Below are 17,557 nucleotides of genomic sequence, written 5' to 3' on the forward strand. Positions count from 1 at the left end.
GGCGCCGTCCTCTCCGACGTCATACATCTGCGAATCAGTTCGCAGCGCTAGAGTCGGATGATTCGGGCCGGAATCAATCGTCAATCGGCCGCAGGGGAAACAATCTCCTGCGGCCGTTGCACAAGTGCCGAGTTGCCGGACGGAAAAGCCGGATGCTCAGTTGGACTTGCCGGCTTCCGGAGCGGGGGCCGGAGCCGGCGTGGCAGGCGCCGGATTGGCGGGCAGGGCCACGTCCTTCTTGCCGCGCAGCAAATTGAGCGCCGCGGCGAGCTGGGTGTCCTTGGCCGGGTCGATCGGGACATAGGAGGGCGAGCCGGCCTGCTCTTCCTTGCCGTCGCCATTGCGCAGATGGCCCTTGAGCGAGGCTTCACCCTTGTTCTCGACCTTGTCCTTCAGCTCGGCCGGCACATCCTGGATGATCTCGATGTCGGGCGTGATGCCCTTGGCCTGGATCGAGTTGCCGGATGGGGTGTAGTAGCGCGCCGTGGTCAGGCGCAGGCCGCCATTGTCGCCGAGGCGGATCACGGTCTGCACCGAGCCCTTGCCGAAGGAACGCGAGCCCATGACGGTGGCGCGCTTGTGGTCCTGCAGGGCGCCGGCGACGATCTCGGCCGCGGAGGCCGAGGAGCCGTTGATCAGCACGACGACCGGCTTGCCCTTGGTCAGATCGCCCGACTTGGCGTTGAAGACCTGTGTCTCCTCGGCGTTGCGGCCGCGGGTGGAGACGATCTTGCCGCGCTCGAGGAAGGCGTCGGAAACCAGGACCGATTGGTCGAGACGGCCGCCGCGGTTGTTGCGCAGGTCGATGATGTAGCCCTTGACCTTGTCGACGCCGATCTCGCTGTTGACCTTGTCGAGCGCCTTGCGCAGGCCTTCATAGGTCTGCTCGCTGAAGGTGCCGATGCGGATATAGCCGACATCGCTCTCGACGCGTTCCTCCACCGCCGGGACGACGATGTTGGAGCGGGTCAGCGTGAACTCCAGCGGCTCGGTCTTGCCGGTGCGCTCGATGGTGAGCTTGACCTGCGTGTTGATGATGCCGCGCATCTTCTCGACGGCCTGGTTCAGGCTGAGGCCCTTGACCTCGTCATTGTCGATCTTGCGGATGATGTCGCCGGCCAGGATGCCGGCCTTGGAGGCGGGCGTGTCGCGGATCGGCTTGGCGACCTTGAGAACCTCGTTCTCCATCGTCACCTCGATGCCGAGGCCGCCGAACTGGCCGCGCATGTCGATGTCCATGTCGCGGAAGCTCTTGGCATCGAGATAGGCCGAGTGCGGATCGAGCGAGGAGACCATGCCGTTGATGGCGGCCTCGATCAGCTTCTGCTCGTCCGGCTTCTCGACATAGTCGGTGCGGATCTTCTCGAAGATGTCGCCGAAGAGATTGAGGCTGCGATAGACCTCGGCCGAGGCCGCGACCGCGCTGGTCGAGGAGAGCAGCTTGGTCTGGGTCACCACACCGGTGAGCCCCGCGCCGGCGATGGCGCCGACCAGAACGAGAGAAACCTTGCGCATCATCCGCGAACCTTTTCGCCTTGCGATTTCGTCCACCACGGCGTCGGATCGATCGAGACGCCGTCTTTCCTGAATTCGACATAGAGGACCGGCTCTCCGGTCCCCATTCCTACATTCGTCGCGGCCGCTTCCGCGGTCTCGCCCATCACCGCAACCGGCTCTCCAGCCAGCACAAACTGGTTCAGCGACACGTCGATGCGCTGCATGCCCGCCAGGAGAATATAGTAACCATTGCCGGCATTGAGGATCAAGAGTTGGCCAAAGGAGCGGAACGGCCCAGCATAGACCACCCAGCCATCGGAAGGTGACGAAACCACGGCATTTGGACGCGTCGACAGTGAAATTCCGCGGGTTGCAGCGCCAACTTCGTCGGTTGCGCCGAATCCACGCAATTGTGAACCGGCGACCGGCAGTGGCAGCATGCCGCGCAGTTCCTGGAAAGCCGCCTTGGGCGCAAGCCGGGCCGGATCGCGGAAGGCGAGCTGGGCCATTCGCTGGCGCTGCTCCTGCGTTTCCGCTTCGAGCGCGCGCCGGGCGGCGTCAGCGGCACGGGTGGCGGCGGAAATGTCCCTCTCGATGCGGTCGACGAGATCGCGCAGCGTCTTGGCTTGCGCGGCAAGCTCGCCGCCGGCGGCGCGTTGAGATTCGATGTCCTGGGAGGCGCTCGCCTCGCGGGCGCGCCGGGCTTCGATCAGCGAGGCGAGGCGCTGGCGCTCGCCGGCCAGACTCTCCATCTCGCCGGCAATGGCCTTGCGCTCCTCGGCGATCGCATCGCGCAGGCGCACCAGCTCGGCGAGGTCGGTGCCGAGGATGGTGATCTCCTGGCGCAGATCGGGCACGACCGCGCCGAGCAGCATCGAGGCGCGTACCGCCTCCAAGATATCCTCCGGCCGGACCAGCACCGCCGGAGGCGGCCGTCGGCCGATGCGCTGCAGCGCCGCCAGGACCTCGCCGATCAGGCCGCGCCGGCTCTCCAGCGAGCGTCGGATCGCGGTCTCGCTGGTCTGCAGCAAAGAGAGACGCTGTTCGAGCCCGGCGATGCGGCCCTCGGCGGCCTGGGTTCGCGCGGTGGTGTCGAGCAGGGCCTGGTTGAGCTTGGTCCGGTCAGCGCGGATGCCGGCGATCTCGGCTTCGAGCTTGACGCGCGCATCGGCATTGCCGGCGAGCCGTTCCTCGATCGCCTTCAGCTCGGCCTCGCGGGCGCGTTTTTCCTCACGCTTCTGCTCGGTGTCGCGGGCGGCCTGCTCGGATTCGGGGGAGGGGGCCGTCTGGGCCGCGGCAATGCCGGCTGACAGGCAGGCGCAAAGCAGCGCCGGCCAGAGCCGGAGCGTGCGTGTGATTCGAATCAGCCGGGAGCGGCGGGTCATGCGCGATGATAGGGATGTCCGGCCATGATCGTCATCGCCCGATAGAGCTGTTCGAGCACGAGCGCCCGGACGATCTGGTGCGGAATGGTCAGCGCCCCGAAGCAGAGAACCAGCGCCGCGCGCTCGCGCAGTTCGGCATCGAGCCCGTCGGCGCCGCCAATCAGTAGAGTCGCCGCAGGCGTTCCGGCATCACGCGCGGCGGCGAGACGATTGGCAAAAGCATCGCTGTCGAGGCTCTTGCCGCGCTCGTCCAAAGCGATGATGAGTCCAGAGGGCGGCAAGCGCTCGCCGATCAGCTTCGCTTCCTCGCGCCGACGCTCCTCGGTGCGGCGGCCTCGACCCTCCGCGAGCTCGATGACCTCAGGGCCGCTCAGGCCGAGCCCGCGGGCAAGGCCTTGGGCGCGCTCCTGATAGCGGGCACAGAGATCCCGCTCCGGCCCGTCCTTGAGGCGGCCGACCGCGATGACCGACAGGCGCACGGGATCTTGATTTTAGCCGACGAGGCGCTCGCGCGGCCGGTCAGCGCCCCACATCTTCTCAAGATTGTAGAACTGGCGCACTTCCGGCCGGAAGATGTGGATGATCAGGTCACCCGTGTCGATCAGCACCCAGTCGCAGGCAGGAAATCCTTCGACCTTCGGCGTCTCGTGGCCGGCCTTCTTGAAGGCCTCGACGAGGCTCTCGGCGATCGAGGCGACGTGACGGTTGACCCGGCCGGAAGCGATGATCATGGCGTCGGCCAGCGAGGTCTTGCCGACGAGGTCGATCACGGTGGCGTCCTCGGCCTTCATATCGTCCAGGACCTGGAGGGCGAGCGCGATGCTGTTCGCGGCGGGGTTCTCGGTCATGGCAGCCGGGGGAAGCGGCGCGGCGCCGGCTTCGCCGATGGATTGACGGTTCAGAGCCGTGTCCTCACGTGACGACGCGCTCCTGGCGCGACGCGTCCAATTTAAGCGCCAAAGGGGGCAAATTCAATTGGTTTCGGCAAGCTCGCGCAGATAGGTCGAGGACAGGTCGGAGCGGCGGCCATGCAGGAAGATCCAGGCGGGCGGGGTGCGCACCGGCAAGGCGGCACCCTGATTCTCCGACAGACGCCAGCGCGCCATCCAGTTTGCGGCGGGCGAGGCGATCGAGCGATGGGTCGAGCCCGGGCGGTCGATCACCGCGATCGGCATCAACCGGGCGATGGTGCGCCATTCGTTCCAGCGGTGGAAATTGGCGAGATTGTCCGAGCCCATGATCCAGACGAAGCGCACGCCGGGGCAGCGGCGCTTGAGCTGGCGCAGCGTGTCGGCGGTGTAGCGCGTGCGCAGGGTCGCCTCGATGCCGGTGACATTGATGTGGCCATGGTCGGCGAGCGCGCGGGCCTGGGCGATGCGCTGCGCCAGCGGCGGCAGGGCGTGGTTGTCCTTCAGCGGATTGCCGGGCGTCACCAGCCACCAGACCCGGTCGAGCTGGAGCCGGCGTAAAGCGGTCAGACTCGCCATGCGGTGGCCGTCATGGGCCGGGTTGAAGGTACCGCCGAACAGCCCGATGCGCAGTCCCGGGGCGTGCGGCGGCAGGCGTAGCTCCTCGGCGCTCACGGGCGGACCTGACCCTGGCCGTGGACCCGGTATTTGAAGGAGCAGAGCTGCTCGACGCCGACCGGGCCGCGCGCATGCATGCGGCCGGTGGCGATGCCGATCTCGGCGCCGAAGCCGAACTCGCCGCCATCGGCGAACTGGGTCGAGGCGTTGTGCAGGACAATCGCCGAATCGACCTCGGCGAGGAAGCGGGTGGCGGCGGCTTCGTCTCCCGTCACGATCGCATCGGTATGGTGCGAGCCATAGGTCTCGATGTGGCTAATCGCGGCGTCGAGACCGGAGACGACTTTCACCGCGATGATGCGGTCGAGATATTCGGTGCGCCAGTCCTCCTCGCTCGCCGGTGTGACCCGCGGGTCGACGGCGAGCGTCGCCGCATCGCCGCGCACCGCGCAGCCTTCGTCGAGCAAGGCGGCGACCAGCGGTTTCAGATGCGTCGCCGCGCAGGCTTCGTCGACCAGCAGCGTCTCGGCGGCGCCGCAGACGCCGGTGCGGCGCAACTTGGCGTTGATGAGGATCGCGCGGGCCATGGCGAGATCGGCCTGCGCATGGACGTAGACATGGTTGTTGCCGTCGAGATGGGCGAAGACCGGCACGCGCGCCTCTTGCTGCACACGCGCCACCAGGCTCTTGCCGCCGCGCGGCACGACGACGTCGATGGTCCCATCGAGCCCCTTGAGAATCTCGCCGACAGCGGCCCGGTCGCGGCTCGGAACCAGCTGGATCGCCTCGCGCGGCAGGCCAGCGAGGCTAAGCCCATCCTGCATTGCGGCGGCGATCTCGCTGGAGCTGCGGAAGCTGTCCGAGCCCGCCCGCAGGATCGCGACATTGCCGCTCTTCAGGCAGAGCGCACCGGCGTCCGCCGTGACGTTGGGGCGGCTCTCGAAGATCACCGCGACGACGCCGAGCGGGGTGGCGACACGCTCGAAGAACAGTCCGTTGGGCTGAGTCCAGCTCGCCAGCACCTTGCCGACCGGGTCGGGCAGGGCGGCGATATCGGCGACAGCCTGGGCGACCGCCTCCAAGCGAGCCTCGTCGAGGCTCAGGCGATCGATGAAGGAAGCGATCAGGCCGGATGCGCGCGCATCGGCGAGGTCCTGCTGGTTGGCGGCAAGGATCGCCGGAGCACGCTTGCGCAGGGCGTCGGCCATTGCGATGAGCGCGTGGTTGCGCTGTTCGGTCGACGCAGTGCCGACCCGGCGCGCGGCGGCGCGGGCGGCTCGGCCGAGCCCGCGCATCAGCGCGGGGACGTCGCCGTTCTCATTGTCGGGCGCCGGGGCGCGCCTTGCGCTTTCGCTGGTCATTATAGGCCCGCAGTTTCCTCACGCATCGGGATCGTAGCCGAGGCGCAGCGCCATGTCGTCCCGGTGAATCATCTCGGCGCGGCCGGGATAGCCGAGCACGGCCTCGATCTCGCGCGAGGCCTTGCCGAGCACGCGCACGGCTTCGTCCGCGTCATAGGCGACGAGGCCGCGGCCGAGCTCGCTGCCGTCGCCGGCGCGGATCATCACGGCGTCGCCGCGGCTGAAGGCGCCCTCGATTCGGGTGACGCCGACCGGCAGCAGGCTGGCGCCGCCGCGCAGGGCGCGAGCGGCGCCGTCGTCGACATGGAGAGTGCCACGCGGCTCGAGCGAGCCGGCGATCCAGGTCTTGCGGGCGGTCGCGGGCGTCGAGGCGCTGAGGAACCAGGAGCAGCGCGCGCCCTGCGCGACCGCGCGCAGCGGGTTCTTGGCCCTTCCGTCGGCGATCAGCATATGGGCGCCGCCAGCGGTCGCGATCTTGCCTGCTTCGATCTTGGTGCGCATGCCGCCGCGCGAGAGCTCGGAGGCGGCGCCACCCGCCATCGCCTCGATCGTAGGCGTGATCGCCGGGATGACCGGAATATGCCTGGCGTCCGGGCTCGACTGTGGTGGGGCGGTGTAGAGCCCGTCAATGTCGGAGAACAGCACCAGCAGATCGGCGCCGGCCATGGTGGCGACGCGGGCGGCGAGCCGATCATTGTCGCCATAGCGGATCTCGGAGGTAGCGACCGTGTCGTTCTCATTGATGACGGGAACGGCGCGCAAATCGAGCAGGCGCCCCAGCGTGGCGCGGGCGTTGAGATACCGTCGGCGTTCCTCGGTGTCGGCCAGCGTCAGCAGGATCTGGCCGGCGTTGAGCCCGTGATGGCCGAGCGCTTCCGACCAGTTGCGGGCGAGCGCGATCTGCCCGATCGCGGCGGAAGCCTGGCTCTCCTCGAGCCGGAGCGGGCCGGCCGGCAGCTTCAGCACGGTGCGGCCGAGCGCGATAGCTCCCGACGAAACGACGAGGACATCGGCACCGCGAGCATGCAATTCGGCGAGATCCTCGGCCAAAGCGGCGAGCCAGGCATGGCGCAGGCGCCCCTGTCCCCGGTCGACGAGCAGGGACGAGCCGACCTTGACGACGATGCGGCGGAACTGGTCGAGGGCAGGCAAGTTCACGGGCGGGACCGGGCTTTGGCGGGCGGGATCCACCCGCTGCCGTTCCTTGGCTAAATTGCCGGCATTGTAAAGCAGTACAGGCGCATTGCCGCTGTGCCGGGCACGGTGCTTTGGGGCTCGGCGGCCTGGCGGCGCGCACAGCAGCCACGGCGAGGCGCGCGGTCTTGCGGGCGACGTGCGAGACGAACGCCCAGAATCCGTGACTGATATCGGTCAGGGCCGATTGGATCAGGCGTGCCAAGAAACATGGGACGGCGCAGGCTCGTCATGCGCCGTGCGCGATACGATTAGGGGTGGCGCCCGCCGCGGAATTCTGCTACCGCGGCGCACAAATCCCAAAGGGTCGGGCGTTGCCTGACCCTTTTTCCTTCCATCCTGCAAAGCTGGAGACACGGATGCAGGTTCTCGTGCGCGACAATAATGTCGATCAGGCCATTCGCGTTTTGAAGAAGAAATTGCAGCGCGAAGGCGTGTTCCGCGAGATGAAGCGTCGCGCTTCGTATGAGAAGCCGTCCGAGCAGCGCGCTCGCGAGAAGGCCGAGGCCGTGCGCCGCGCCCGCAAGCTCGCCCGCAAGCAGGCTCAGCGCGAAGGCCTGATCGCGGCGCCGAAGCCGAAGGTGCTCAAGCCCCGCGCTGCCGGCGCAGCTACCCCGCGCTGATTTCACTACAAAACTTCCGCGAGCTGTCCTATTTGCAGCGCGCGGGCGGCAATCTCGCCCGAGCAACTCCTGAAGGCCAACCTTGAAGAACCCGAACGACCGCCATTTCACCGATCGCCAGGCCAATTCCGCCAATGCGAAGAAGGCCCTGCTCGAGCGCTTCAAAAAGCGCCCCGGGCCGGACGATCCGGTAATGGTGCAGCGTCGGGCCGAGCGCGAGGCGATCGCCGCCGCGCGGGCCGAGCGCGATGCCAAGAAGGAGGCCGAACGGCTTGAGGCAGAGCGCCTTGCCGCGATCGAGCAGGCTGCGCGCGAGGAGGCCGAACGCCTGGCCGAGATCGAGCGCGAGGCGCAGCGCAAGGCCGAGCAGGCCAAGCGCGATGCCGAGCGGCCGCGCCGCGTCCTGCTCGAGGCCGTGCAGTACATGGAGATGCGCGTCGCCGGTAAGCGCCGCTGAACACGAATTCTCGATCGGAATCGGTCGATCGATCGCGGCGCCGCACCTTGTGCGGCGCCGTTTCTCTTTGACGGATGGGCGCTCGCGACACCCGTTCTTTCCACGTGGGAATAGCACTCGTTCCGTATGGGAACGGTGTTCGTTTCGCTTACAACTAAAGTTATAGTCCGTTCGGCTTGCCATCTCCCCGCACTGCCGAAACTCTCAGTCCGACCGGCCAGCAGAGCCGCAAACAATGCTCGCCGGCTCCAACGGCGCCAATTCTCTGGGGAGAAACCATGACGTCCGAAGCGACGAAGACGCCCGCCAATCGACGTAACTTTCTGAAAGTAGCCGGCCTCGCGGGCGCCGGCGCGATCGCCATGCCGCAGGTGAGCCGGGCACAGACCGTGACCTGGAAGTTCCAGTCGACCTGGCCGACCAAGGACATCTTCCACGAATTCGCCGGCGATTTCGCCAAGCGGGTCAACGACATGTCCGGCGGCCGCCTGAAGATGGACGTGCTCGCCGCCGGAGCCGTGGTGCCGGCCTTCCAGATGCAGGATGCGGTCGCGGCCGGCATCCTCGACGGCGGCCATGGCGTCTCCGCCTATTGGTACGGCAAGAACAAGGCGTTCTCGCTGTTCGGCACGCCGCCTGCGCTAGGTTGGGACGCCACCAACTTCCTCGGCTGGATGAACCATGGCGGCGGCTACGACCTCTACAACGACCTTGTCCAAAACCAGCTCAAGCTCAACCTTGTCGGCTTCTTCTCGGGGCCGATGCCATGCCAGCCGCTCGGCTGGTTCAAGAAGGAGCTAAAGACGGCGGACGACTTCAAGGGCCTGAAATACCGTACCGTCGGCCTCGCCGCCGACCTGATGCGCGAGATGGGCGCCGCCGTCACCATCCTCGCTGGCGGCGAGATCGTACCGGCGCTGGAGCGCGGCGTCATCGACGGCGCCGAGTTCAACAATCCGTCCTCGGATTCGATCCTCGGCTTCCAGGACGTCGCCAAGGTCTACATGCTGCAGAGCTATCATCAGGCGGCCGAGAGCTTCGAGCTGCTCTTCAACAAGACCAAGTTCGACGCGCTCTCGCCCGAACTCAAGGCGATCGTGAAATATGCCGGCGAGTCGGCCTCGTCCGACATGAACTGGAAGGCGCTCGACCGCTATTCCAAGGACCTGGAGGGGCTGCGAGCGAAGGGCGTCAACGTCGTCGCGACGCCGGAAGCGATCCTGAAGGCGCAGCTCGCTGCCTGGGACAAGGTGCTCGAGAAGCTCGGCGCCGAGAACGCCTTCTTCAAGAAAGTGGTCGACAGCCAGAAGGCCTGGGTCAAGCGCACCGTTTCCTACGAGCGGCTCAACGAGCCCTCGCGCGACCTCGCCTTCGACCACTTCTTCAAGACCTGAACGCTGCTGCCTCGACAAAAGCCGCGCCCGCCATCCTCCGTGGTGGCGGGCGTTCTTTGCCAATCCGAACAGCAGGCGACGGAAGCGGATGAAACTGATCCTCGCGATCGACAAGTTCAACACCGCCATCGGCAAGCTTGCCGGCTGGACGATCCTGATCCTGACGCTGGCGATCAGCTACGAGGTCTTTTCGCGCTATGCGCTACGGGCGCCGACCGAATGGGCCTTCGACGTCAGCTACATCCTCTACGGCACGCTGTTCATGCTGGCCGGGCCCTATGCGCTCGCCCGCAACGCCCATGTGCGCGGCGACTTCCTCTATCGCTCCTGGAGTCCGAAGACGCAGGCCAGGCTCGATCTGGCGCTCTACATCCTGTTCTTCTTTCCCGGCATCATCGCGCTCGCCTGGGCCGGCTACAAATTCGCGGCTTTCTCCTGGATGATCAAGGAGCACTCCTCGAACTCGCCGAACGGGCCGCCGCTCTACCATTTCAAGTCGCTGATCCCGATCGCCGGCGTGCTGATGACGCTGCAGGGTCTGGCCGAGGTGGCGCGCTGCGTCATCTGCCTGCGCACCGGCGAGTGGCCGCCCCGGCTGCACGATGTCGAGGAAACCGAGAAGCTCATTCTCGAACAGGCCGCGCAAGGCGGGTCCGACGCAGGGAAGACGGTCTGATGTTCGGCTTGGGCAATCCGGAACTGGGCGTGGTGATGCTCGTCCTGTTCATCTTCTTCATCATGCTCGGCTTCCCGATCGCCTTCACGCTGATGGCTCTGGGCGTCGGCTTCGGCTACTGGGCGATGGGCGACACCGTGTTCAACCTCGTGGTCCAGCGCACCTATTCGGTGATGGCCAATGACGTCCTGGTCTCGATCCCGCTCTTCATCTTCATGGGCTACATCATCGAGCGGGCGAACATCCTCGACCGGCTGTTCCACTCGATCCAGCTCGCGCTCGGCAATGTCCCAGGCTCTCTCGCCATTGCCACATTGGCGACCTGCGCCATCTTCGCGACCGCGACCGGCATCGTCGGCGCGGTGGTGACGCTGATGGGCCTGCTCGCCTTTCCGGCGATGCTGCGGGCCGGCTACGACGTCAAGCTCTCGGCCGGGGTGGTCTGCGCGGGCGGCTGCCTCGGCATCCTGATCCCGCCCTCCGTGATGCTGATCCTCTACGGCGCGACCGCCGGCGTCTCGGTGCCGAAGCTCTATGCCGCCGCGCTCTTTCCCGGCCTGCTGCTTGCCTCGCTCTACATGCTCTATGTGCTGATCCGCTGCTGGCGCGATCCGAGCCTGGCGCCGAAGCTGCCGAAGGAGCAGACAGACGTCCCGTGGATGGCGGTCGCCTGGGCGCTCGCGACCAGCTTCTTCCCGCTCACCATCCTAATCATGTCGGTGCTGGGCGCGATCTTCTTCGGCCTGGCGACGCCGACCGAGGCAGCCGCGATCGGCTCGCTCGGCAGCCTCATTCTCGCGGCCGCCTACCGCTCGCTCTCCTTCACCAAGGTCAAGGAATCGGTGATCCTGACGGCGCGGACCTCGGCCATGGTCTGCTGGCTCTTCGTCGGGTCCTTCATCTTCTCGTCGATCTTCGCCATCCTCGGCGGTCACGAGCCGATCAAGAACCTGGTCACGGCGCTCAATCTGTCGCCGACCATGTTCCTGATCGTGGCGCAGCTGATCATCTTCGTGCTCGGCTGGCCGCTGGAATGGACCGAGATCATCGTGATCTTCGTGCCGATCTTCCTGCCGCTGCTGGAGTTCTTCAAGATCGATCCGCTGTTCTTCGGCATCCTGATCGCCCTGAACATCCAGACCTCGTTCCTGTCGCCGCCGGTGGCGATGGCGCCGTTTTACCTCAAGGGCATCGCGCCGCCGCACGTCACCATCAACCAGATCTTCTCCGGCGTGATGCCCTTCCTCTGGATCGTGCTGGTGGCGATGGTCCTGGTCTACGTCTTCCCGGGCATCGCGCTCTGGCTGCCGAAATATCTCTACGGCTGAGGCTCAGGCTTCAGTCTTCGGAGCGAGCGTCCTGGCCACAGCGGAACCCTGCCGCCTTCTCGTCGGCGAGGCGGCGGGCGGCGGCATTGGCGCCCGGCTTGCGGGCGTCGACACTGCCGATGATGCAGGAAGGGCCATCCGGCGCGAGCCGGTAGACGACGAGCCGGCTGCCGTCGAGCTTGCCGACATTCTGCCCGGTAGCGTAGCGCAGAATCGCCGCCTGGGGCTTCCCGCCCTTCGGACCGCGCCATTCGATCGTCTTGCCCGCCTCGAAGAAGGCGGCCTTGTCGGAGATCGTCTCCTGCAGCGCCCTGGTGCCAAACTCGACCGCTGATGAATCGTCGCCGGCGGTCCAGATCACTGTGATGCCGGCCTTGCCGGGGCAGCGATGCACCGAGACCGGGTCGCCATTGCCCTTGTCCTTACGGCATTTGGCGTACTCATGCGTCGTGTAGCTGCTGACCCATTGCTCGGCCCGCAGGGGTGCGGCCAGCACGGTTGCGAAGCCGATGGCGAGAGCGAGCCGGGCGAGCGTCATGGCGTGAATCTCCGTGGGAGGACGACCGATCCGACGACATCCGGCGCGCCTCGGCAAGCTGCCGCGAGCGGGCGTCAATCGGAACCTGAGGGCGTTTCGGGAATTTTTTATGCGACCCGCGCGATTCCGGTCCTGCGACCGACAAGCCGGGAGCATGGCGAACAGTTCGCCACCCGGCTACCAGATCGGAGAACGAACATGACCCGTACCAAGAAGAGCTTCGCCGCCGCCCTTGCCGCCCTCGCGATCGGCGCTTCCGTTTTCGCCACCTCTGATGCCGAGGCCCGTCCGCGCTATCGCGGCGCTGCGATCGGCGCCGGCATCGTCGGTGCGCTCGCCCTCGGGGCTCTCGCCGCCGGCGCGGCCAGCGGCCCGGCCTATGGCTACTACGATGGCGGCTATGCCCCGGCCTATGCCTACGGCCCCGGCCCGGTTCGTCGCTGCCACCTCGTCGACCGCGTCAACTACTACGGCGAATATGTCGGCACCCGCCGCGTCTGCCGCACCTATTACTGAGCGTCTCCCTGGGCCGTCCTCCCCGGCCCGACAGACTCGCCCGCCGGTTCGCCCGGCGGGCTTTTTCATGTGCCGGGGATCAGCCGCCGGTCGACATGGTCAGCGGCGGCTTCACCTCCGGAGGAACCGGCGAGATATAGCCGCCAGCGGCGGCGACGCGCTTCTGGAAATCGGCCTTGGCCGCCGCCATCAGCTGGGCATCGGTCAGCACGGCGGCGCCGGTGGCGGCCATTGCCTTGGCGACCTGGACCATCGCCTTGTGCGCCGCCGGCATCTTGCCCTGCGCCACCACCTGCCAGGTGTGGAAGGGCGTGCCGATCGCGACGGTCGGCGCATGCGCCTGCACGGTCGGAACGACCCAGCTGACATCGCCGACATCGGTCGACCCGATCGCCGGGTTGCGCGGCGCATCGAGCGGCACGGTGAAATCGGCGAGCTCGGCATCGGTCTTCGGCATGCCGATCGCGCGCCAGACGGCGTCGATGTCCTTCTGCGAGAGGGTCGCGCGGATCTGCCTGGCGAACTCCTTGTCGGCGTCGTCGAAATGCGGCGGGCCGAAATCCTCCATGATGCCCTGCAGTGCCCGCTCCAGCGGGCCGTTGCCGACGACGTTCGAGACGGCGCTGACGATCTTCACCTCGACGCTCGTCTCTGTCATCAGCGCGGCGCCCTCGGCGATCTTCTTGACGCGGCCGACCAGCTCCAGCATCCCCGGCAGGTCACGGGCGCGGATCGAGTAGCGCACGCGGGCATGGGCCTGGACGACATTGGGGGCGATGCCGCCGGTGTCGAGCAGGGCGTAATGCACCCGCGCATCGCTCGGCATGTGCTCGCGCATGTAGTTGACGCCGACATTCATCAGCTCGACGGCATCGAGCGCGCTGCGGCCGAGCTCAGGCGAAGCGGCGGCATGCGAGGTGCGGCCGGTGAAGATGAAATCGGCGCGGGTGTTGGCGAGCGAGAGCGGCGGCGTCACCTCCCAGAAGCTGTTCGGATGCCAGGAGATGGCGACATCGGCGTCCTTGAAGGCGCCGGCGCGGACCATGAAAGCCTTGGCGGCGCCGCCTTCCTCGGCTGGGCAGCCGTAATAGCGGACGCGGCCGGGCAGCTTGTTCTCGGCGAGCCAGTTCTTCATCGCGGTCGCCGCCAGCAGGGCGGCCGAGCCGAGGAGGTTGTGGCCGCAGCCATGGCCGTCGCCGCCGGGCTCGATCTCGCGATGCTCGGCGACGCCGGCTTCCTGGCTGAGACCGGGCAGCGCGTCGTATTCGCCGAGGAAGGCGATGACCGGGCCGCCTTCGCCGGCTTCGCCGATCACCGCGGTCGGGATGTCGGCGACGTTCTCAGTGATCCGGAAGCCCTGATGCTTGAGTTCGGCGACATGCTCGGCGACCGAGCGCTTCTCGGTGTAGCAGACCTCGGGAATGGCCCAGACCCGGTCGCTGAGTTCGATGAAGCGCTCTTTGCTGGCGTCGACGTGACGCCAGAGGTCGTTGCGATTGTCCATGTTTCTTCTCGCTGGAGGGAACCTCTCGCGGCCCTTGTCGCAAGCGCGGCGCTTTGCGTCCAGCAACCGCAGGGCATGGCGGCCCTGCCTGGCGGCGGACAGTCTCCAGCCCTCATCCTGGGGAGGCCGCGTCAGCGGCGTCTCAGGATGAGAGCTGCAGGGGAAGAGCGGTTAAGCGCTTGACCTTCCCGCGTGGTTTTGCCTGATGCGCGCCATGGCCCGCCAGAAGCTGTTGTTCGTCGCCACCGAGGACTGGTTCTTCGCCTCGCATTTCCTGCCGATGGCACGCGCCGCGGCGGAGATGGGGCTCGATGTCGCCGTGATTGCGCGGGAGCGCAATCATCGCAAGGCGATCGAGGCGACCGGCGCAAGGCTGATCGCGCTGGAGGCGGAGCGGCGCTCGCTTTCGCCGGTGGCGCTGGTCAAGCAGATCATTGCCCTGAAGCGCCTGATCGAGCGAGAGAAGCCCGACATCCTGCACTGCATCGCGCTGAAGCCGATCGTGCTCGCCGGCCTCGCCGGGCGGCTCGCCGGGGTCGAACGGCGGGTCTATGCCTTAACGGGACTCGGCTTCCTCGGCGCACGCGAAGGCGGGCTCGCCGATGCGGCGCGGCTGGGCGCAAAACTCTGGCTGCGCGAGGCGATCGACGGGCCGCTGGTGCGCTTCCTGTTCGAGAATCCCGACGATCCCGTCACGCTCGGGCTCGATCCGGCCGATGGGGCGAAGGTCGCGATCGTCGGCGGCGCCGGGGTCGATCCGCTGATCCTGATGCCGGAGCCGATGCCGCCGCAGCCGCCGCTCAAGGTCGCGCTCGTCGCCCGCATGCTCTGGTCGAAGGGCGTCGATCTCGCGGTCGAAGCGGTGACCCTGGCGCGCAAGCAGGGCGCACGGGTCGAGCTGACCCTGCATGGCGCGCCCGACCGCTCCAACCCGAAGGCGGTGCCGGAGGCGACCCTGCGCGAATGGTCGGCGCGGCCGGGGATCAATTGGGCCGGGCCGACGCGCGACATCGAGGGCGTCTGGCGCAAGCACCACGTCTGCTGCCTGCCCTCGCGCGGTGGCGAGGGTCTGCCACGCACCTTGCTGGAGGGCGCCGCCTGCGGGCGGGCGCTGCTGACTACCGACGTGCCGGGCTGCCGCTCCTTCGTGCGCACCGGCCAGGACGGCTTCGTCGTGCCGGCGAACGACATCGCCGCGCTGGCGCAGGCGCTGGTGACGCTTGCCGCCTCGCCCGGCCAGGTCGAGCGCATGGGGGTCAGCGCGCGCGAGCGCCTGCTCGCCGGCTATACCGAGCGCGACGTGATGGATGGGGTCAAGGCGCTCTATCGCTCTCTGCTCGGGCAGCGCCAGGCGGATCTGGTCGCGTGAGCGAAAGCGACGCCACGTTGGACCGGCTCGCCTTCATCCGCGCCCATACTCGGCTGCTGCCGGTGCCGCATGCGCCTGAGATCTCGCTGCATGTCGCGCAGGAGGCGACCGAGCTCTGGCAGAAGACCGAGGACGAGCTGGCGACGATCGGCCTGCCGCCGCCGTTCTGGGCCTTCGCCTGGGCCGGCGGGCAGGCGCTGGCGCGCTACATTCTCGATCATCCGGAGGTCGTGCGGGCCAAGCGCGTGCTCGATTTCGCCAGCGGCTCCGGCCTCGTCGCCATCGCGGCGGCCAAGGCGGGGGCGGCAGAGGTGATCGCGGCCGATATCGACGCCTTCGCCGGAGCGGCGATCGGTCTCAATGCAGTGGCGAACGGCGTCTCGATCGAGGCACGGCTCGACGATCTCCTCGGCCTCGACCAGGGCTGGGACGTCATCCTCGCCGGCGACATCTGCTATGAGCGCGAATTGGCGGCGCAGGTGATCGACTGGCTCTCAGGCCTGTCCCGGCGCGGCGCGACCGTGCTGATCGGCGACCCCGGCCGCAGCTATCTGCCCAAGGACAGGCTCGTCGAAGTCGCGACCTATCAGGTGCCGGTGACGCGGGCGCTGGAGGATGCCGAGATCAAGAAAAGCTCGGTTTGGATGTTGAGATAGCAAGCATCTTTGGAGGGCGAATATCGTTGGCAGAAGATTTTCTGGCATCGGTGGGAGGTTGGTCGAAACTGATTTCCGGAGATGGTTTAGCATCTTTTGTCGAACGTGACCATATATGCTAACGGTACTTATCGATCTCAGCAATTACGATGGAGTTCTTGCATGGATTGGCGAGAAAGAGTGGGAATTATTATTTTTCTAATAGTTGTTTCGATAGTTCTTTTAGTGGTGTTCAACCCCCGCTTTTATCTAACGCTATTCTGGGGTATCGGGCTGCTCACAGGGAATGTTCCTTGATCAGCGGCGGCTGATACCTGCCATGAGCGCAAGCTGACAGGGTAGGTAACCGCTTGGCTTTCAGCGCGGCGCGACCGTGCTGATCGGGGATCCCAGTCGCAGCTACCTACCCAAGGACAGGCTCGCCGAGGTCGCGACCTATCAGGTGCCGGTGACGCGCGCGCTGGAGGATGCCGAGATCAAGAAGAGCTCGGTCTGGCGGCTGGCGGGCGAGAGGCGGTAGGCGGCAGAAGCTTCCGCTCAGGCGGCCCGGCTCGGCGCTTTCTCCGGGGGCATGCCGTCCTTGATGACGCTCTTGAGCATATCCCGCAATTCGGGGGTATCCTGATGCCCGTGAACCTTGACGGCATGCTGGACGGCCGCTTCCAGCAATTCGCCCTCGCTATCGGCGCCGATCGCGATCGAGCAGTTCATCTCGCTGGGAAACTCACGGCAGTCGATGAATTTGCGTCCCATGGCATCCTCCCTGACTGGAAGATCGGGTGCCCTTCACACCGAAGAGCTGCCCGGTTCACAATACGCCCGAGTGCGACTGTCGCGAAGGCGATATGCGGTCCGAGGGCACCGGCAAACGCCACTATTTGGTCTATCCACCGACGGTTCGGCTCATCGATTGCGCGTGTCCGCAATGGGTCGCTGCCTGACCTTGACCTTGGACCCGAGAACGGACTCTGCGTCTAAGTGGGGGTACCGCATAGCTGATTGGAGAATCAGTAGACAATAACGCGCAGTTGACGACTAAATTATCTTTGTTGCTGGCTGGCATACAGGAGCAACTAGGCTAATTAGATCACTCTTCAGGCGAGCATCGCATTGAAATTCCGCTAATCGCCAGATTTGCGCACCGATCTCTTCTACTATTTGAACCAATTCTTCCACCGAATGAGTGGACACCCGTTCGGCCAAGCCAACTTTTGTTAGTTCATAGGCGCATCGCCGTACCGGGTGGGCGAGGTGGCATCCCATTGAAGACAACACGACGCCCGCGATCATCGCGGAGACCAGACGCACCAGCAGGGCAAAAGCCTCACCTTGCGGCATGTTCTCAAGACCATGCGAGATCGTGGGCAGAAGCGGGCTGCTCAACATGGAACTGCTCCTCACGATTGGGTCATCAACCATGTGGAACGGTTCTATTAGAGTCCGTCCCGGAACTCATGACGCTCGCGCGATGCGGCGGATAAGAACCATGGCGGCGGCTGCGTAGAGGAAGGCCGTCGCGGAGGCGATGGTGGC

Annotated in this window: 19 protein-coding genes and 1 pseudogene; 9 read left to right on the forward strand and 11 right to left on the reverse strand. The window is 66.4% G+C overall.

What is annotated here, in order from left to right; genetic code table 11:
* Positions 1-156 precede the first annotated feature (156 nt).
* The 7 genes from ACFPOB_RS26375 to proB all read right to left on the reverse strand — a co-directional run bounded on the left by ACFPOB_RS26375 (position 157) and on the right by proB (position 6,927).
* Positions 157-1,515 (reverse strand): S41 family peptidase, encoded by a 1,359-nt coding sequence (locus ACFPOB_RS26375; protein WP_377801276.1) that lies wholly within the window; start codon positions 1,513-1,515, stop codon positions 157-159.
* Entirely contained in the window at positions 1,515-2,882 is a 1,368-nt protein-coding gene (locus tag ACFPOB_RS26380; protein WP_377801277.1) for a murein hydrolase activator EnvC family protein, read from the reverse strand. The genes ACFPOB_RS26375 and ACFPOB_RS26380 overlap by 1 nt, the downstream gene beginning before the upstream one ends.
* Positions 2,879-3,361 carry a 23S rRNA (pseudouridine(1915)-N(3))-methyltransferase RlmH gene (gene rlmH, locus ACFPOB_RS26385; RefSeq protein ID WP_377801278.1) on the reverse strand — a complete coding sequence of 161 codons (483 nt, stop codon included), beginning with the start codon at positions 3,359-3,361 and terminating at the stop codon, positions 2,879-2,881. Before rlmH ends, ACFPOB_RS26380 begins: the two co-directional genes overlap by 4 nt.
* Positions 3,362-3,373: 12 nt before the next feature.
* The gene (rsfS, locus tag ACFPOB_RS26390) at positions 3,374-3,730 is read right to left on the reverse strand and encodes a ribosome silencing factor (RefSeq protein WP_377801279.1); all 357 of its coding nucleotides are present in this window, start codon (positions 3,728-3,730) and stop codon (positions 3,374-3,376) included.
* Between the two features lie 123 nt (positions 3,731-3,853).
* Complete coding sequence (locus ACFPOB_RS26395) at positions 3,854-4,465, reverse strand: nicotinate-nucleotide adenylyltransferase (protein ID WP_377801280.1); 612 nt, start codon at positions 4,463-4,465, stop codon at positions 3,854-3,856.
* The gene (locus ACFPOB_RS26400) at positions 4,462-5,769 is read right to left on the reverse strand and encodes a glutamate-5-semialdehyde dehydrogenase (protein ID WP_377801281.1); all 1,308 of its coding nucleotides are present in this window, start codon (positions 5,767-5,769) and stop codon (positions 4,462-4,464) included. The genes ACFPOB_RS26395 and ACFPOB_RS26400 overlap by 4 nt, the downstream gene beginning before the upstream one ends.
* 18 nt (positions 5,770-5,787) lie before the next feature.
* Positions 5,788-6,927, reverse strand: a complete 1,140-nt coding sequence (gene proB, locus ACFPOB_RS26405) for a glutamate 5-kinase (protein ID WP_377801282.1) — start codon at positions 6,925-6,927, stop codon at positions 5,788-5,790.
* A gap of 395 nt (positions 6,928-7,322) precedes the next feature.
* Here proB and rpsU point away from each other — a divergent pair, with 395 nt between their 5' ends.
* The 5 genes from rpsU (at position 7,323) to ACFPOB_RS26430 (ending at position 11,441) form a co-directional block, all read left to right on the forward strand.
* Entirely contained in the window at positions 7,323-7,586 is a 264-nt protein-coding gene (rpsU, locus tag ACFPOB_RS26410; RefSeq protein WP_092162500.1) for a 30S ribosomal protein S21, read from the forward strand.
* Positions 7,587-7,668: 82 nt separating this feature from the next.
* Positions 7,669-8,043: a DUF6481 family protein gene (locus tag ACFPOB_RS26415; protein ID WP_377801283.1), complete on the forward strand. Its 375-nt coding sequence runs from the start codon at positions 7,669-7,671 to the stop codon at positions 8,041-8,043.
* Between the two features lie 278 nt (positions 8,044-8,321).
* Complete coding sequence (locus tag ACFPOB_RS26420; protein WP_377801284.1) at positions 8,322-9,437, forward strand: TRAP transporter substrate-binding protein; 1,116 nt, start codon at positions 8,322-8,324, stop codon at positions 9,435-9,437.
* Positions 9,438-9,525: 88 nt separating this feature from the next.
* A complete protein-coding gene (locus ACFPOB_RS26425; protein ID WP_377801285.1) occupies positions 9,526-10,113 on the forward strand; it encodes a TRAP transporter small permease subunit in 588 nt (195 codons plus the stop codon).
* A complete protein-coding gene (locus tag ACFPOB_RS26430) occupies positions 10,113-11,441 on the forward strand; it encodes a TRAP transporter large permease (protein WP_377801286.1) in 1,329 nt (442 codons plus the stop codon). Before ACFPOB_RS26425 ends, ACFPOB_RS26430 begins: the two co-directional genes overlap by 1 nt.
* A gap of 10 nt (positions 11,442-11,451) precedes the next feature.
* Here the strand turns inward: ACFPOB_RS26430 and ACFPOB_RS26435 are convergent, their stop codons facing one another.
* Positions 11,452-11,979, reverse strand: a complete 528-nt coding sequence (locus ACFPOB_RS26435; protein WP_377801287.1) for a hypothetical protein — start codon at positions 11,977-11,979, stop codon at positions 11,452-11,454.
* A gap of 198 nt (positions 11,980-12,177) precedes the next feature.
* Here ACFPOB_RS26435 and ACFPOB_RS26440 point away from each other — a divergent pair, with 198 nt between their 5' ends.
* Entirely contained in the window at positions 12,178-12,495 is a 318-nt protein-coding gene (locus ACFPOB_RS26440; RefSeq protein ID WP_377801288.1) for a hypothetical protein, read from the forward strand.
* Between the two features lie 79 nt (positions 12,496-12,574).
* On the opposite strand, the gene ACFPOB_RS26445 is transcribed toward ACFPOB_RS26440, so the two are convergent.
* Positions 12,575-13,999, reverse strand: coding sequence for a M20 family metallopeptidase (locus tag ACFPOB_RS26445; protein ID WP_377801289.1), 1,425 nt, complete (start codon positions 13,997-13,999; stop codon positions 12,575-12,577).
* A gap of 214 nt (positions 14,000-14,213) precedes the next feature.
* On the opposite strand from ACFPOB_RS26445, the gene ACFPOB_RS26450 reads away from it, so the two are divergent.
* The 3 genes and pseudogenes from ACFPOB_RS26450 to ACFPOB_RS26460 all read left to right on the forward strand — a co-directional run.
* Positions 14,214-15,368, forward strand: coding sequence for a glycosyltransferase family 4 protein (locus ACFPOB_RS26450; protein ID WP_377801290.1), 1,155 nt, complete (start codon positions 14,214-14,216; stop codon positions 15,366-15,368).
* The gene (locus ACFPOB_RS26455) at positions 15,365-16,024 is read left to right on the forward strand and encodes a class I SAM-dependent methyltransferase (RefSeq protein ID WP_377801291.1); all 660 of its coding nucleotides are present in this window, start codon (positions 15,365-15,367) and stop codon (positions 16,022-16,024) included. Before ACFPOB_RS26450 ends, ACFPOB_RS26455 begins: the two co-directional genes overlap by 4 nt.
* A 361-nt stretch (positions 16,025-16,385) precedes the next feature.
* Positions 16,386-16,544, forward strand: a pseudogene (locus tag ACFPOB_RS26460) (methyltransferase); the annotation flags it as partial.
* A 17-nt stretch (positions 16,545-16,561) separates the two neighbouring features.
* Here ACFPOB_RS26460 and ACFPOB_RS26465 read toward each other — a convergent pair.
* On the reverse strand, positions 16,562-16,777 hold the full coding sequence (locus ACFPOB_RS26465) for a DUF1059 domain-containing protein (RefSeq protein WP_057189707.1): 216 nt from the start codon (positions 16,775-16,777) through the stop codon (positions 16,562-16,564).
* Positions 16,778-17,059: 282 nt separating this feature from the next.
* Positions 17,060-17,410, reverse strand: a complete 351-nt coding sequence (locus ACFPOB_RS26470; protein ID WP_377801292.1) for a hypothetical protein — start codon at positions 17,408-17,410, stop codon at positions 17,060-17,062.
* Positions 17,411-17,557 lie beyond the last annotated feature (147 nt).

The organism is Allobosea eneae, from assembly GCF_042657265.1.
Classification (GTDB): Bacteria; Pseudomonadota; Alphaproteobacteria; order Rhizobiales; family Beijerinckiaceae; genus Allobosea; species Allobosea eneae.

Bases quoted from the DNA above. Each gene is read 5' to 3' on its own strand.
- ACFPOB_RS26440 (WP_377801288.1), top strand. From the start codon at position 12,178: ATGACCCGTACCAAGAAGAGCTTCGCCGCCGCCCTTGCCGCCCTCGCG.
- rpsU (WP_092162500.1), top strand. From the start codon at position 7,323: ATGCAGGTTCTCGTGCGCGACAATAATGTCGATCAGGCCATTCGCGTT.
- rsfS (WP_377801279.1), bottom strand. From the start codon at position 3,730: ATGACCGAGAACCCCGCCGCGAACAGCATCGCGCTCGCCCTCCAGGTC.
- ACFPOB_RS26435 (WP_377801287.1), bottom strand. From the start codon at position 11,979: ATGACGCTCGCCCGGCTCGCTCTCGCCATCGGCTTCGCAACCGTGCTG.
- ACFPOB_RS26445 (WP_377801289.1), bottom strand. From the start codon at position 13,999: ATGGACAATCGCAACGACCTCTGGCGTCACGTCGACGCCAGCAAAGAG.
- ACFPOB_RS26450 (WP_377801290.1), top strand. From the start codon at position 14,214: ATGGCCCGCCAGAAGCTGTTGTTCGTCGCCACCGAGGACTGGTTCTTC.
- ACFPOB_RS26380 (WP_377801277.1), bottom strand. From the start codon at position 2,882: ATGACCCGCCGCTCCCGGCTGATTCGAATCACACGCACGCTCCGGCTC.
- ACFPOB_RS26465 (WP_057189707.1), bottom strand. From the start codon at position 16,777: ATGGGACGCAAATTCATCGACTGCCGTGAGTTTCCCAGCGAGATGAAC.
- ACFPOB_RS26375 (WP_377801276.1), bottom strand. From the start codon at position 1,515: ATGCGCAAGGTTTCTCTCGTTCTGGTCGGCGCCATCGCCGGCGCGGGG.
- ACFPOB_RS26470 (WP_377801292.1), bottom strand. From the start codon at position 17,410: ATGTTGAGCAGCCCGCTTCTGCCCACGATCTCGCATGGTCTTGAGAAC.
- ACFPOB_RS26430 (WP_377801286.1), top strand. From the start codon at position 10,113: ATGTTCGGCTTGGGCAATCCGGAACTGGGCGTGGTGATGCTCGTCCTG.
- ACFPOB_RS26425 (WP_377801285.1), top strand. From the start codon at position 9,526: ATGAAACTGATCCTCGCGATCGACAAGTTCAACACCGCCATCGGCAAG.
- ACFPOB_RS26400 (WP_377801281.1), bottom strand. From the start codon at position 5,769: ATGACCAGCGAAAGCGCAAGGCGCGCCCCGGCGCCCGACAATGAGAAC.
- ACFPOB_RS26420 (WP_377801284.1), top strand. From the start codon at position 8,322: ATGACGTCCGAAGCGACGAAGACGCCCGCCAATCGACGTAACTTTCTG.